The sequence below is a fragment of the Micromonospora matsumotoense genome, from assembly GCF_900091525.1.
Lineage (GTDB): Bacteria > Actinomycetota > Actinomycetes > Mycobacteriales > Micromonosporaceae > Micromonospora > Micromonospora matsumotoensis.
This window is the reverse complement of sequence record NZ_FMCU01000001.1, coordinates 233424-247675: the sequence shown is the minus strand read 5'-3', so window position 1 is coordinate 247675 and position 14252 is coordinate 233424. Positions and strand designations below refer to the sequence as shown.

11 protein-coding genes and 1 pseudogene are annotated in these 14252 nt (G+C 73.4%); 8 read left to right on the top strand and 4 right to left on the bottom strand.

What is annotated here, in order from left to right:
- Nucleotides 1–111: 111 nt before the first annotated feature.
- Complete coding sequence (locus GA0070216_RS01060) at nucleotides 112–2247, bottom strand: MMPL family transporter (protein ID WP_091237355.1); 2136 nt, start codon at nucleotides 2245–2247, stop codon at nucleotides 112–114.
- Between the two features lie 145 nt (nucleotides 2248–2392).
- Between GA0070216_RS01060 and GA0070216_RS01055 the strand changes: the two genes are divergently transcribed.
- The 4 genes and pseudogenes from GA0070216_RS01055 to GA0070216_RS01040 all read left to right on the top strand — a co-directional run.
- The gene (locus tag GA0070216_RS01055; protein WP_091237354.1) at nucleotides 2393–2908 is read left to right on the top strand and encodes a MarR family winged helix-turn-helix transcriptional regulator; all 516 of its coding nucleotides are present in this window, start codon (nucleotides 2393–2395) and stop codon (nucleotides 2906–2908) included.
- A gap of 5 nt (nucleotides 2909–2913) precedes the next feature.
- Nucleotides 2914–4575 carry a CocE/NonD family hydrolase gene (locus GA0070216_RS01050; protein ID WP_176738776.1) on the top strand — a complete coding sequence of 554 codons (1662 nt, stop codon included), beginning with the start codon at nucleotides 2914–2916 and terminating at the stop codon, nucleotides 4573–4575.
- A gap of 191 nt (nucleotides 4576–4766) precedes the next feature.
- Nucleotides 4767–5615, top strand: coding sequence for a hypothetical protein (locus GA0070216_RS01045; RefSeq protein WP_091238798.1), 849 nt, complete (start codon nucleotides 4767–4769; stop codon nucleotides 5613–5615).
- A gap of 154 nt (nucleotides 5616–5769) precedes the next feature.
- Nucleotides 5770–5868, top strand: a pseudogene (locus tag GA0070216_RS01040) (DUF397 domain-containing protein); the annotation flags it as partial.
- Between the two features lie 245 nt (nucleotides 5869–6113).
- Here the strand turns inward: GA0070216_RS01040 and GA0070216_RS01035 are convergent.
- Nucleotides 6114–6317, bottom strand: a complete 204-nt coding sequence (locus GA0070216_RS01035; protein WP_091237353.1) for a cold-shock protein — start codon at nucleotides 6315–6317, stop codon at nucleotides 6114–6116.
- Between the two features lie 183 nt (nucleotides 6318–6500).
- On the opposite strand from GA0070216_RS01035, the gene GA0070216_RS01030 reads away from it, so the two are divergent.
- A complete protein-coding gene (locus tag GA0070216_RS01030) occupies nucleotides 6501–7184 on the top strand; it encodes a class I SAM-dependent methyltransferase (RefSeq protein ID WP_091237352.1) in 684 nt (227 codons plus the stop codon).
- 107 nt (nucleotides 7185–7291) lie between these two features.
- On the top strand, nucleotides 7292–7909 hold the full coding sequence (locus tag GA0070216_RS01025; protein ID WP_091237351.1) for a DedA family protein: 618 nt from the start codon (nucleotides 7292–7294) through the stop codon (nucleotides 7907–7909).
- A gap of 110 nt (nucleotides 7910–8019) precedes the next feature.
- Here GA0070216_RS01025 and GA0070216_RS01020 read toward each other — a convergent pair whose 3' ends face one another.
- Both GA0070216_RS01020 and GA0070216_RS01015 read right to left on the bottom strand, forming a co-directional pair.
- Nucleotides 8020–8673 carry an MBL fold metallo-hydrolase gene (locus GA0070216_RS01020; protein ID WP_091237350.1) on the bottom strand — a complete coding sequence of 218 codons (654 nt, stop codon included), beginning with the start codon at nucleotides 8671–8673 and terminating at the stop codon, nucleotides 8020–8022.
- Nucleotides 8674–8680: 7 nt separating this feature from the next.
- Entirely contained in the window at nucleotides 8681–9400 is a 720-nt protein-coding gene (locus GA0070216_RS01015; protein ID WP_091237349.1) for a maleylpyruvate isomerase family mycothiol-dependent enzyme, read from the bottom strand.
- 178 nt (nucleotides 9401–9578) lie between these two features.
- Here GA0070216_RS01015 and rsgA point away from each other — a divergent pair, with 178 nt between their 5' ends.
- Both rsgA and uvrA read left to right on the top strand, forming a co-directional pair.
- Nucleotides 9579–10658 (top strand): ribosome small subunit-dependent GTPase A, encoded by a 1080-nt coding sequence (gene rsgA / locus GA0070216_RS01010; RefSeq protein WP_091237348.1) that lies wholly within the window; start codon nucleotides 9579–9581, stop codon nucleotides 10656–10658.
- Between the two features lie 377 nt (nucleotides 10659–11035).
- On the top strand, nucleotides 11036–13981 hold the full coding sequence (uvrA, locus tag GA0070216_RS01005; protein ID WP_091237347.1) for an excinuclease ABC subunit UvrA: 2946 nt from the start codon (nucleotides 11036–11038) through the stop codon (nucleotides 13979–13981).
- Nucleotides 13982–14252 lie beyond the last annotated feature (271 nt).

Genomic DNA, 14252 nt, shown 5'->3' with positions numbered 1-14252 from the left:
CCGTGACCGGCGACACATCCGCCGACGGCATCCGGCCGGGGTGACCACCCGAGAGGGTGGTCACCCCGGCCGGATGGGCGGGCCGGTGCGGTGTCCGGCGGCGGGTCGGGTTCAGTCCCGGGCGGCGGGGGCCGGCGTCGGGGTGGCGGGCACCTCGTCGACGCCGCCGGTGTCCCGGTGGGTCCGGCCCGGCCACCAGAACCGGTCACCGAGCACGAATGCCAGAGCCGGCACCAGCACGGTGCGCACCAGCAGCGTGTCGAGCAGCACGCCGAGGCACACGATGATCCCGATCTGGGTCAGCAGGATCAGCGGCAGCACGCCGAGGACGGCGAAGACCGCGGCGAGCAGGATGCCCGCGCTGGTGATCACCCCGCCGGTGACCCGCAGGGCGGAGAGCATCCCGTCCCGGGTGCCGGCTTGGCGGGCATCCTCCCGGGCCCGGGTGACCAGGAAGATGTTGTAGTCCACCCCGAGCGCGACGAGGAACACGAAGGCCAGCAGCAGCACCCCGCTGTCCAGCGCGGGGAAGCCCAGCACGTGGTCGAAGAGCAGCCACGCCGCACCCAGGCTGGCGAAGAAGGACGCGATCACGGTGAGCACCAGCAGCAGCGGGGCGAGCAGGCCACGCAGCAGCACCACCAGCACGGCGAGGACGAGCACCAGGATGATCGGCAGGATCAGCCACAGGTCGCGGGTGTTGGCCTCGTCGGAGTCGTACGTGGCGGCGACGGTGCCCCCGACGAGCGCCCCGTCGGCCGGGCCGGCGCCCTCGACTGCCGGTGGCGCGGAGTCGGGTACGGCGGCGACGGCGTCCCGCAGCGCCGCGACGGCCCGGTCGGACGCCGGGGTGCCCGGTTCGTCGGTGAGCACCACGTCGACCTGGGCGACGGCGTCGCCGACCGCGCCGGGCCGGGCGGAGGCGACCCCGGGCACCCCTGCGGCGACCCGGGTGACCGCCGGTGCGGCGGCCGGGTTGGTGAGCACGGCCACCGGCTGGGTGGTGCCGGCGGGGAAGGCGCGGGCCAGTGTCTCGGCTCCGGCGACCGCCTCCGGCTTGACCCGGAACTGTTCGGTCTCGGACAGGCCGGTGCGCACGCCCAGCCCACCGAGGGCGAGGCCGGCGAGCAGCAGGGTGGCGAGCGCGGCGACCGGCACCGGGCGGCGGATCACGGCCGCGCCGAGCCGGCCCCACAGCTTGCCCTCCCGGACCGGGCCGCCGACCTTGGGCACGAACGGCCAGAACAGCCCCCGCCCGAAGATGACCAGCACGGCGGGCAGCACGAACAGCGCCGAGAGCATGGCGAACACCACCCCGGTGGCGCAGGCCACCGCGAGCGCCCGGTTGGTCTCCTGCTCCGACAACAGCAGCGTGAGTACGCCGAGCACGACGGTGCCGCCACTGGCCAGGATCGGTTCGGCGGTGCGGCGTACGGCGGCGCGCATGGCGGCGAACCGGTCCTCGTCGCGGCGCAGTTCCTCCCGGTAGCGGGCGATGAGCAGCAGGGCGTAGTCGGTGGCGGCGCCGAAGACCAGCACGCTGGCGATGCCGGTGACCGCGCCCTCCTGGAGGTTGATGCCGACGGCCGGGACGATGGTGTCCACGGCCCGCAGGGTGAGCTGTTCGGTGGCGGCGACCACGATCAGCGGCACGATCCACAGGAACGGGCTGCGGTAGGTGATCAGCAGCAGCAGGGCGACCACGCCGGCGGTGACCGCGAGCAGGGTGATGTCGGCGCCCTCGAAGACCTTGGTCAGGTCGGCGGTGAAGGCGGGTGCGCCGGTGACCGCGACGGTGATCCCGTCGGGCAGGCCGGTGAGGGCGTCGCGTACCCGGGCGACCTCGTCGGCGACGGCCTGCTGGCCGCCGGCGGTGTCCAGCGGGACGGCGAGCAGCGCGACGGTGCCGTCCGGGGAGACCTGGGGTGGGCTGACCTGACCACCGACGGCGAGCCGGCCCAGCGCGCCTGCGCGGTCGGTGACGGCGGCCCGGTCGGCGCCGGTCAGCGCCGCGCCGTCGTCCCGGCTGACCACGACGATCGCCGGCTGGACGTCCCTGGCCGGCAACTGTTCCTGGAGGCGCTCCACCTGGGTCGACTGCCACTGCACGGACAGGCCGGTGGTGGAGACGGGGGCGGGGTTGTCGGGCGTGGGGAGCCCGAAGACGATCGCGCCGACGACGATCGCGGCGACCACGGTGAGCCAGGCGGCGAGCCGGCTGCGGGCGACGCGGGTGAACAGAGACATCGGATGCCCTCTTGGTCTGTGGTGACGCCGGACGGAGAGATAGCACGTTCTTCGAGTATCTTGATGGGCGAGATTATCGGCAGCTGCTCTATGCTGCAACCGGGCGCATCGACAGGGGGCGACGGCGGGCGTGGCAGCGCACGAGATGTATCGGCGGCGGGACGATCCGCGCGGGCGAATGGTGGCCGACATCACCAACGACCTGCGGCGATACTCGGTGGACGCGCAGCACATCGGGCACGCCTTCGCCGCCCTGCACGGGCTCAACCCGACCGACCTGCACGCCCTGATCGCCGTGATGGACGCCGAACTGCTCGGCGACCCGATCACCCCCGGCCGGCTCGGCGAACAGCTGAACCTCTCCTCCGGGTCGGTGACCGCACTGATCGACCGGCTGGAACGCGCCGGACACATCCGCCGGGACCGGGACACCGCCGACCGGCGCAAGGTGTTCCTGCACTACGCCGACCAGGGGGCCGCCCTGGCGATGAGCTTCTTCGGCCCGCTCGGGCGGCGTACCGACGAGGTGATGGCCCGGTTCACCGACGACGAGCTGGCGGTCGTGCACCGGTTCATGGCCACCACGGTCGCCTCGATGCGGGAGCACCGCGACGCCATCCGGGCCGCCCGCGCCGAGCCGCCCCGTCGCCCGGCGGACTGACCGCCGTGCTGGACCGGTCGCTCGCCCGACTCGCCGCCGCCGCGCTGCGGCTGCCGGCCGCGCCCACCCACCGGGTCGACGTCACCCGCGGCCTCGTGGTCCGGGCCCGCGACGGGGCGCGGCTGCGCACCGACCACTACGCCCCCCGACTGCCCGGTGCGCCGACCGTGCTGATCCGCACGCCGTACGGGCGGGGCGGGCCGATGCGGCTGCTCGGCCGGCTGATCGCCGGTCGCGGCCTCCACCTGGTGATCCAGGCATGTCGGGGCACCGACGGCTCCGACGGGCTGTTCGACCCGCTGGCGCACGAGCGCGACGACGGCCTGGACACCGTCGACTGGCTGCGTCGGCAGCCCTGGTACACCGGCCGGTTCGGCATGTTCGGGGCCAGCTACCAGGGCTTCGTCCAGTGGGCGCTGGCCGCCGACGCGGGGGAGGAGCTGGCCGCGATGGTCGCGGTGGTCACCGCCTCGGCCACCCGCGACTCCACGTACGCGGGGGAGTCCTTCGCCCTGGACACCGTGCTGACCTGGGCCGAGCTGCTCCAGGCGCAGACCGTGCCGTGGCTGGCCCGGCAGTGGGAGCTCAAGCGCGGGCAGCCCCGGCTGGCCGCCGCCCTGGCCCACCTGCCGCTGGCCGAGGCCGACCGGGTGGCGACCGGGGTGACCGTGCCGTTCTTCCAGGAGTGGCTGCGTCACCACACCCCGGACGCCGACTACTGGCGGACCCGGGTCTTCGGCGCGCGGATCGCCGAGGTGCGTGCCCCGGTGGCGATGATCAGCGGCTGGCAGGACATCTTCCTCCCCGCCCAACTCGCCGACCACGCCGCGCTGCGGGCGGCGGGCGTGCCCACCCGGCTCACCGTCGGCCCGTGGACGCACGGCAGCCCCGGGTTGCTGGCGGAGTCGCTGCGGGAGGGGTTGGGCTGGCTCGACGCCCACCTGCACGGCCGGCCCGCGCCGCCGCGCGCCCCGGTGCGGGTGCACGTCGGCGGGGACGGCGGCGGTTGGCGCGACCTCCCCGACTGGCCGCCACCGGCGACCGGGACCCCGTGGCACCTGCACGCCGGGGGCCGGCTCGCCCCGCAGCCGCCGGTGCCGTCGACCCCGGACACCATCCGGTACGACCCCGCCGACCCCACGCCGTCGCTCGGTGGCCCGCTGCTGGTCGCCCAGCGCGCCGGCAGGGTCGACAACCGTACCGTCGAGGCCCGGCCGGACGTGCTGGTCTACACCGGCGCGGTGCTGGCCGCCCCGGTCGAGGTGGTCGGCCCGGTCCACGCCGAGATCTTCGTCCGCAGCGAACTGTCGTACCTGGACGTCTTCGTGCGGCTCTGCGACGTGGACCGGCGCGGCCGGTCCTGGAACGTCTGCGACGGCCTGGTCCGGATCGCTCCCGGCCGGTTCCCGGTCGACCCGGACGGGGTGACCCGGGTGCCGGTGGCACTGTGGCCGGTGGCGCACCGCTTCGCCGTCGGGCACCGGCTGCGGGTGCAGGTCTCCGGCGGCGCCCACCCCCGGTACGCCCGCAACCCCGGCACCGGGGAACCGCTCGGTGCGGCGATCACGCTCCGCGCAGGACTCCGGCAGATCCTGCATGATCCATCGCACCCGTCGCGGTTGGTGCTGCCGGTGGTCCCCGCCACCTCCCAGCTTGCGTCTATCTGAAGACAAGCCATCTGAGCTGGGCTTTCTTGCCCCCTGCGGATATCGTTTTTCGCAACGCTCGATGACGTGCATCAGTGGTCGGGTCCGCTCTCACCGGCGGGCACTGCTTACCAGGAGTCACCCCTTTCCCGACCCCTGGCATGGTGTTGAAGCAGCCGGCACCCCGGTTCCGGCTGCGGAAAGGGGACGTCATGACGACGGCTCCGGCCAATCTGCTGGCGGTCCGCCGGCTCCTGCTCGACACCATCGAGAGCCTCGACCCTGCCGCGGTGGGGATCGTCGGCGATCCGGCCCACCGGGGCGGCTACCACACCGGCTCGGACCGGGTGGTCGCCAACGACTACTCGGTGGTCGAGTCGCCTCGGGACTCCGCCGGCCTCACCCTCTATGCCTCAGGGTTGGACGTGGGCACGTTCAGCGTGCGATCCGGCGGCGCCACCCACAACCTGCGGACGTTCTCCGAGTGGTGTGTCGCCCAGTGCCGGGCGAACACGGCGGACAGTCGCGACCTGCGGGAGATCATCTATTCCCCGGACGGCAAGGTCGTGCGGCGCTGGGACCGGCTCGGCAAGCGCAGCTCCGGCGACGACTCGCACCTGTGGCACACCCACTTCAGCTTCTTCCGCGACTCGACAAAGGCCGGACGGGACCAGACCCCGCTGTTCCGGCGCTACCTGACCGGCATCGGACTACTGGAAGGCACCGACATGACCCCCGAAGAGCACGCCTGGCTGGAGACCGTCCACAAGAACCTGACCGTCCTGGACGGCCGGAACCCGGTGGGGCAGATCTACACCCGGATGGCGATGGGTGAGGACCACACCAACCCCGACCTCGTCGTCCCGCACCCGAGCCTGAAGTCGCTCGGCGCACAGTTGACCTCGCTGCAGACCACCCTGGCCGACAAGGACTTCACGGACGAACAGGTGATCATGGCCGGCGTCCTGACCGGGCTCACCCCGGAGAGGATCGCCGCCGCCATCCCGCCCACCATCGCCAAGCAGGTCGCCGACGAACTGGCCAAGCGCCTGGTCGCCTGACCACCGACCCCGTGGGCACCCCTCCCGCCACGCCTCCTGCGGAAGGGGCGCCCACGGTTGTCCGGCGCGGGCCGGGGCGTTACCCCCACGGGCCACCGTAAAGCTGATCTCGGAGGCCGATCTCGGCGAGCCCGGTCAGCACGGCGGCAGATTCCTGGACCTGACCGGCGCGATCTGGCACAAGAGCACCCGCAGCAGCGGCAACAGCGGTGACTGCGTGGAGGTGACTGCCCACCTGCCCGGCGTCGTCGGAGACCACCGCTTTCCCGCCCGGACGGCGGAGTCCCCTCGGTCCGGCGGGATGGGCGGGCGTTGGACGCGCCGCGATGGTGCCCCCTGGCGGCGGTGTCACGGCGGGCGGGACACCCCAACATCTGCCACCTTGAGTCGATCATGGCGATGTCGGGTCGTGCCGGTGCCGGCACCGGGTGGGAGTGGCCGTCGGCCACTCGACAGCGCTCGGTGGCGGCGGCCGAAGCCGCCGCCACCGGCACGGACTTACAGCGGGCGGACGTTCTCCGCCTGCGGACCCTTTTGCCCCTGGGTCACATCGAACTCGACCTTCTGGGCCTCCTGCAGTTCCCGGTATCCGCTACTGGCGATCGCCGAGTAGTGGACGAAGACGTCGGGGCCTCCGCCGTCCTGCTCGATGAAGCCGAAGCCCTTTTCCGAGTTGAACCACTTGACCGTGCCGGTTGCCATGCATCTCTCCCTGTTTACAACGGGTGATCCCGCCGCTTCGACGGATGATCGCCCTGTACTGCCCCGACAGTAACCGGCCGATCCGGTTTTTGCCGGCTGAAGTGCCGCAGGAAGTTGTGCGGAAACTCGCGGGTCGGCCCGGAATGCCGCCCTTCGGGTGGTCCGCTCCGGCACACTCGACCGGTGAACGGACTGAGTACCGCCGCGTTGACCGAGCTGGAGCGGGAGATCGATGCGCCGGGGGACGGGCTGGACCGGCTCCGGCTGGTGCCCACGCCGTTCGTGCCCGAGGTGCGGCTGCACCTCGCCGAGGACGCGATCGTCTGGTGGGCCCGGATGGAGGCGGCGGCCGGCCGTACCCTGCCACCGCCGTTCTGGGCGTCGGCCTGGGCCGGCGGCCAGGCGCTCGCCCGCCACCTGCTGGACCACCCGCACCTGGCCGCCGGTCGCCGGGTGCTCGACCTGGCCGCCGGCTCCGGACTGGTCGCCATCGCCGCCGCGCTGACCGGCGCCACCCAGGTCGTCGCCAACGACGTGGACCCGTACGCGATGGCGGCGGTGACCGTCAACGCGCGGGCCAACCGGGTACGCGTGCAGGCCCGCCACGGTGACCTGCTCGACGACGACGACACCCAGGCCGACCTGCTGGTCGCCGGGGACGTCCTCTACGACCGGGAGTTGGCCGACCGGGTGCTGCCCTACCTGCGGCGGGCCGCCGCCAACGGGACGCAGGTGCTGGTCGGCGACCCGGACCGGGGGCACCTGCCGTGGGACGTGCTGGAGGTGGTGGCCAGCTACCCGGTGCCCACCACCGAGCCCTCCGTCGACTCCCCGGTCCGCCGGGTGCAGGTGCTGCGACCCCGGTGAACCCCGCCGGCCCGGCCAGGCCGGCGGGGTTCACCAGGGAAGACTCGGGGAGTGATCAGGGTCGCGGCCCGATGCGCCGCAGCACCCTCGCACCGTAGCGTCAGGTCGTGCTCGACGAACTCGCCCTGCTCGGAGACCTGCCGACCGCCCTGCTGATGGCGGCGCTCGGGCTGGTGATGCTCGCCGACGCCGTTCCGCTGCTCGGCGTGTTCGTCCCCGGTGACGTGGCGATCCTCGCGACGGTGGGGGTGGGTCGACCCCTCGCCGGCGTCGCGACCATGGTGGCGGTGGTCGTCGGTTGCCTCTCCGGTTGGTCGCTGAGCTTCCTCGCCGGACGGGTCTACGGGGAGCGCCTGCGGCACAGCCGGGTCGGTGGCTGGATCGGCGAGGGGCGCTGGTTGGCCGCCGAGCAACTGCTGCGCTCCGGCGGTGGGCGGATGGTGCTGGTCGCACCCTTCCTGCCGGTGTTCAACACGCTGCTGCCGCTGGCCGCCGGGGGCCTGCGGATGTCGTACCGCCGGTTCGTCTGCTGCGCGGCGCTCGGCGCGGCGGCATGGGCCGGTCTCTACCTGGCGCTGGGGACGGCGTCACGGGCCCTGGCCGGGCTGCTGCCCGGCGACCCGTTGCTGGTCACCATGGCGGTGGGGCTGGTGCTGGCCGGCCTGGTGCTGCTGGCCACCCGGCGTCGACTGCGCGGGCTGACCGTCGTCGGCCAGCCCGGCTGACCGCCGCCGGACGGGCCCAGTGGTAGCCACCCGGTCGCGGACTGCGGGCCGCCACCCGGTCACCGGTCGTGGGCCCGCCGCGCGGCTACCGGCTGCGGGCCCGCCCCCGGTCACCAGCCGCGCGCCCGCCACTGCGGCAGCGACGCCCGCTCCGCGCCGAGGGTGCTGTCGGCACCGTGGCCCGGGTAGAACCAGGTGTCGTCGGGCAGCCGGCCGAACAGCTTCTGCTCGACGTCGTCGATGAGCTGGCCGAACCGCTCCGGGTCCCGGTCGGTGTTGCCCACGCCACCGGGAAACAACGAGTCCCCGGTGAACAGATGCGGCGTGCCGGCCGGGTCGCGGTAGAGCAGCGCCACCGAACCGGGCGTGTGCCCCCGGACGTGGATCACCTCCAGCGTCTGGTCACCCACCGCGACGGTGTCGCCGTCGGTCAGGGTCTGCGCCGCGATCGGCAACCCTTCGGCGTCGTCGGCGTGCACCAGGGCGGGCGCGCCGGTCTTGGCGACGACCTCCTCCAGCGCCACCCAGTGGTCCATGTGCCGATGGGTGGTGACCACCGAGGTCAGGCCGGCGTCGCCGATCAGGTCGAGCAGCCGGGGTGCCTCGTTCGCGGCGTCGATCAGGACCTGCGCACCGGTGTCGCGGCAGCGCAGCAGGTAGGCGTTGTTGTCCATCGGGCCGACCGACAGCTTGGTGACGGTGAGTCGGTCCAGTTCCCGGACGGCGGGCGGGCCGCCGTGGGTGACGTCTCCGGTGTAGCTCATGGGCGGTCTATATCCATTCGGGTGGGGTCGGGAGGGGACCGTTCGGGGTGACGGTCAACACGTCGCCGCTGCTGCGGCCGATCAACCAGGCGACCAGTTCGGCGGCGGGGCCGGCGACCTGCGGGGCGTCCTGCGGGTCGCCCACCACCAGCTCCGGCCGGTTGCCGTCGGCGGGCCGCAGCACCAGCGCCGGGGCGTCCGGACGCGCGGCGAGCCCACCGGCCACCTCGTGCAGCAGGTGCTGGGCGAACGAGGCTGGCCAGTCCGCCGGCCGGTAGCCGGTGCCCAGGTCGACGTGGTGCACCTCCAACTCGCGCCACCGGCCCCAGAGCACCAGGGGGACCGGCCACGGGCCGCGTCGGGTCTGCACGGTGCCCTGCCACGCCTGCGCCGGCATCACGGCCACCGCCTCGGCGAACCGGTCGGTGCTGCGACGCAGGTCGGCCAGCAGTGCGGCGGGCGGCCGGTCGGCACCGGCGGCGATGTCGGCGTCCCGGGCGGCGTCGCTGGCGTACATCGGGATGTCCTCGCCGGTGCGGGCGGCGGTGAGCAGGTTGACGAACCCGTCGGCGTTGCGGGCCAGGTGGGTCAGCACGTGGCCACGGGTCCAGCCGGGCAGCAGGCTGGGAGCCGCGACGGCCGCCGCGTCGAGCCCGGCTGCGGTGTCCAGCAGGCGGGCGGCCGCGTCGGCCGCCGCACCGGTCAACAGCAGTGGATCGGTGGTCACGCCACGACCCTAACGGTCCCGGGAGCGTTGCGCCGCCGGGGAATTCGCTTTCGGCGCGTCGGTACGACGCCTACCGTCGGCTACGACGCGGTACCGGGACGACGGACGGGGGTGGTGATCATGCCGGTCGCAGGACGCGTGTTCGGCCACGACCAGTTCCGACCCCGGTGAGGATGACATGACGATCGATCTGACCGCCCTCGGCCTGGACGCCGAGCGGGCGGCGTACGCGCGACGGCGTCCGGACCGCCGGCCCGGCCGGGTGGCCCGGGTCGACCGGGGGGTGTGCACCGTGCTCGCCGCGGACGGACCGGTCCGGGCCAGTCTGGGCCCGGCGGTGCTGGCCGCCGCCGCCCGTGACCTGACCGCGTTGCCGTGCGCCGGTGACTGGGTGCTGCTGGCCCGCTGGCCGGACGGCCCGGTGACCGTCGACACGGTGCTGCCCCGGCGGACCGCGCTGATCCGCCGGACCGCCGGCAAGGACGCCAGCGGCCAGGTGCTCGCCGCCAACCTCGACACCGCGGCGGTGGTCGAGCCGGTGCACCCGGAGCCGGACGCCGCCCGGATCGAACGGCTGCTCGCGCTGGCCCACGAGTCGGGGGCCACCCCGCTGGTGGTGCTCACCAAGGTCGACCTGGCCGCCGACCCGCAGGCGGTGGCCCGGCAGTTGGCCGCGGTGGCCCCCGGGGTGCCGGTGCTGCCGGTCAGCGCCGAGCAGGGCACCGGCCTGGCGCCGCTGCGTCCGCTGGTCGCGCCGGGCCGCACGCTGGCCCTGCTGGGGCCGTCCGGGGCGGGCAAGTCCAGCCTGGTCAACGCCCTGGTCGGCGCGGACGTCATGCCGACCCAGGCGATCCGACGCGTCGACGGCAAGGGCCGGCACACCACCACCTGGCGGGCGCTGGTCCCGGTGCCCGGCGGCGGGGCGGTGCTGGACACCCCCGGGGTCCGGGCGGTCGGCCTGCTGGACGGGCACGCCGGCCTGGACCGGGCGTTCACCGACATCGCCGAGCTGGCCACCGGGTGCCGGTACGCCGACTGCGGGCACACCGCCGAGCCGGCCTGCGCGGTGCGGGAGGCGCTGGAGAGCGGGGAGCTGCCGCCCCGGCGCTGGGAGAGTTGGCGTCGGCTCCAGCGGGAGGTGGCGTACGAGGGTGGTCGCCGGCAGAGCCGGCTGGCCAGCGAGCGGCGGGGCGGCTGGCGGGGCGGTCGTCGCCGGCCGGCCCGCCCGACCACGCCCCCGCTGCCGGGCGGATTCTGACCGGCCCGACCCCGCGGGGGACACCGACCGGGTCGGGCCGGGGCCACGGCCGGTGTGGGCCGGGTCCCGCTGCCGGGGTGCCGGCGCGGCGGACGGGGTCAGCGCGGCGGCGACCAGCAGAGGGGCACCGTAGCTGCGCCGGGGTGCCGGGTCGGCCGGAGGCCGGGTGGTCCGGGTCGGCCCGGCGGGTGGTCCGGGGGTCGGGTGGTGGGGTTGGCCCGACCGGTGTGAGCTGGTGGAGTGTGTGGGTGCGGAAAGTTGTCGTACCCCGGGGCTAGAGTTGCCGAGGCGTTCCTTCCGCGCCCCGCAAAACCGCTCGGATCACCCTCGGAGCGGACAGATCCGCCTCACATTCTTCTTCCGGGAGCACCCGCACCGTGGCCGACCGTCTGATCATCCGTGGCGCGCGCGAGCACAACCTGCGTGACGTCAGTCTCGACCTGCCCCGGGACGCGCTGATCGTCTTCACCGGGCTCTCCGGCTCGGGCAAGTCGAGCCTGGCCTTCGACACCATCTTCGCCGAGGGGCAGCGCCGCTACGTCGAGTCGCTGTCGTCGTACGCGCGCCAGTTCCTGGGCCAGATGGACAAGCCGGACGTCGACTTCATCGAGGGGCTGAGCCCGGCCGTCTCCATCGACCAGAAGTCCACCTCGCGCAACCCGCGCTCCACCGTCGGCACCATCACCGAGGTCTACGACTACCTGCGGCTGCTCTTCGCCCGCATCGGCGAACCGCACTGCCCGGTCTGTGGTGAGCGGATCTCCCGGCAGAGCCCGCAGCAGATCGTCGACCGGGTCCTGGCGATGGCCGAGGGGACCAAGTTCATGGTGCTCGCCCCGGTGGTCCGGGGCCGCAAGGGCGAGTACGTCGACCTCTTCGCCGAACTCCAGGGCAAGGGCTACGCCCGGGCCCGGGTCGACGGGGTGGTGCACCCGCTGACCGAGCCGCCCAAGCTCAAGAAGCAGGAGAAGCACACCATCGAGGTGGTGATCGACCGGCTCAGCGTCAAGGCGAGCGCCAAGCAGCGGCTGACCGACTCGGTGGAGGCCGCGCTCGGTCTCTCCGACGGCCTGGTGCTGCTCGACTTCGTCGACCTGGCCGAGGACGACCCGGCCCGGGAGCGCCGCTACTCCGAGCACCTGGCCTGCCCGAACGACCACCCGTTGGCGATCGAGGACCTGGAACCCCGGGTCTTCTCGTTCAACGCGCCCTACGGGGCCTGCCCGGAGTGCACCGGTCTGGGCACCAAGAAGGAGGTCGATCCGGAGCTGGTCGTTCCCGACCCGGAGCGCACCCTGCGCGAGGGCGCGCTGCAACCCTGGGCGACCGGGCACAACCTGGAATACTTCCTGCGTCTGCTGGAGGCGCTCGGCGAGAGCCAGCACTTCGACGTCGACACCCCGTGGCGGGCGCTGCCGGCGCGGGCGCAGAAGACGATCCTGCACGGCTCCGACGACCAGGTGCACGTCCGCTACCGCAACAAGTTCGGTCGGGAGCGGTCCTACTACACCGGCTTCGAGGGCGTGGTGCAGTGGATCGAGCGCCGGCACACCGACACCGAGAGCGAGTGGTCGCGGGACAAGTACGAGGGCTACATGCGCGACGTGCCCTGCGCGGCCTGCGGCGGCACCCGGCTCAAGCCCGAGGTGCTGGCGGTCACCATCGCCGGCAAGAGCATCGCCGAGGTCTGCAACCTGTCGGTGGGTGAGGCGGCCGAGCTGCTCGCCGGCATCGCGCTGACCGACCGGCAGAAGATGATCGCCGAGCGGGTGCTCAAGGAGATCAACGCCCGGCTGCGGTTCCTGCTCGACGTCGGCCTGGACTACCTCTCCCTGGACCGGGCGGCCGGCACCCTGTCCGGTGGCGAGGCGCAGCGCATCCGGCTGGCCACCCAGATCGGCTCCGGTCTGGTCGGCGTGCTCTACGTGCTCGACGAGCCGTCGATCGGCCTGCACCAGCGGGACAACCACCGGCTGATCGAGACCCTGCTGCGGCTGCGCGGCCTGGGCAACACGCTGATCGTGGTGGAGCACGACGAGGACACCATCCGGGTCGCCGACTGGATCGTCGACATCGGGCCCGGCGCGGGTGAGCACGGCGGCCGGATCGTGCACAGCGGCTCGGTGCCGGCGCTGCTGGACAATCCCGAGTCGGTGACCGGGGCGTACCTGTCGGGTCGGCGGGAGATCCCGACGCCGAAGCAGCGTCGGCCGCAGACGCCGGAGCGGGAGCTGGTGGTGCACGGGGCGCGCGAGCACAACCTGCGCAACCTGACCGTGCCGTTCCCGCTGGGCCAGCTCATCGCCGTCACCGGGGTCTCCGGCTCGGGCAAGTCGACGCTGGTCAACGACATCCTGTACGCGGTGCTGGCCAACCAGATCAACGGCGCCCGGCTGGTGCCCGGCCGGCACACCCGGGTCTCCGGGCTGGAGCACGTCGACAAGGTGGTCGGTGTCGACCAGTCGCCGATCGGCCGGACGCCGCGCTCCAACCCGGCCACCTACACCGGGGTCTGGGACCACGTCCGCAAGCTGTTCGCCGAGACCACCGAGGCCAAGGTCCGGGGGTACGGGCCGGGCCGGTTCTCGTTCAACGTCAAGGGTGGCCGCTGCGAGGCGTGCTCCGGTGACGGCACCATCAAGATCGAGATGAACTTCCTGCCGGACGTCTACGTCCCGTGCGAGGTCTGCAAGGGCGCCCGGTACAACCGGGAGACCCTGGAGGTGCACTACAAGGGCAAGACCGTCTCCGACGTGCTGGAGATGCCGATCGAGGAGGCGGCCGAGTTCTTCTCCGCCATCCCGGCCATCCACCGGCACCTGCGGACGCTCAACGACGTGGGCCTGGGCTACGTCCGGCTGGGCCAGCCCGCGCCGACCCTGTCCGGCGGTGAGGCGCAACGGGTCAAGCTCGCCTCCGAGTTGCAGAAGCGGTCCACCGGCCGCACGGTCTACGTGCTCGACGAGCCCACCACCGGCCTGCACTTCGAGGACATCCGCAAGCTGCTGATGGTGCTGGAGGGCCTGGTCGACAAGGGCAACACGGTGATCACCATCGAACACAACCTCGACGTGATCAAGACGGCCGACTGGCTGATCGACATGGGTCCCGAGGGCGGTCACCGGGGCGGCACCGTGCTCGCCACCGGCACCCCGGAGGAGGTCGCCGAGGTCGCCGAGAGCCACACCGGCCAGTTCCTGCGCGCGGTGCTCAAGCTCGACGGGGAGGCCCGGGGCGCGAAGGCGGCGGTGACCCGGGCCTCCCGGGCCAACGGCGTGACGCCGAAGACGCGTACCCGCAAGGTGCCGGCCGGGGCCCGCTGACCCGCCGGGTCGACGACCGGCCCCGCCCCCGCGGAGCGGGCGGGTAACGGCCGGCCCGCCCCGGGCACAGCCGGTCGGGGCGGTCGTTGGCCGACCCCGGCCATCGGCGTGCCGCTGGTCATCCTGGTCGATGTCGATGTCGATGTCGATGTCGGTGCCTCGGGCCTTGCCCGGGGTCCGTCGCGGACGTTCCCGGGCGGGCGGGGTGAACCGTCGGGCACAGTGATGCGTGTGCTCCAGTGAGGCCGCGCAGGTCGACGACCGGCGGCGG

Coding starts and splice junctions, on each gene's coding strand:
- rsgA (WP_091237348.1), top strand. CDS start 9,579: ATGACGATCGATCTGACCGCCCTCGGCCTGGACGCCGAGCGGGCGGCG.
- GA0070216_RS01045 (WP_091238798.1), top strand. CDS start 4,767: ATGACGACGGCTCCGGCCAATCTGCTGGCGGTCCGCCGGCTCCTGCTC.
- GA0070216_RS01060 (WP_091237355.1), bottom strand. CDS start 2,247: ATGTCTCTGTTCACCCGCGTCGCCCGCAGCCGGCTCGCCGCCTGGCTC.
- GA0070216_RS01035 (WP_091237353.1), bottom strand. CDS start 6,317: ATGGCAACCGGCACGGTCAAGTGGTTCAACTCGGAAAAGGGCTTCGGC.
- GA0070216_RS01020 (WP_091237350.1), bottom strand. CDS start 8,673: ATGAGCTACACCGGAGACGTCACCCACGGCGGCCCGCCCGCCGTCCGG.
- GA0070216_RS01055 (WP_091237354.1), top strand. CDS start 2,393: ATGTATCGGCGGCGGGACGATCCGCGCGGGCGAATGGTGGCCGACATC.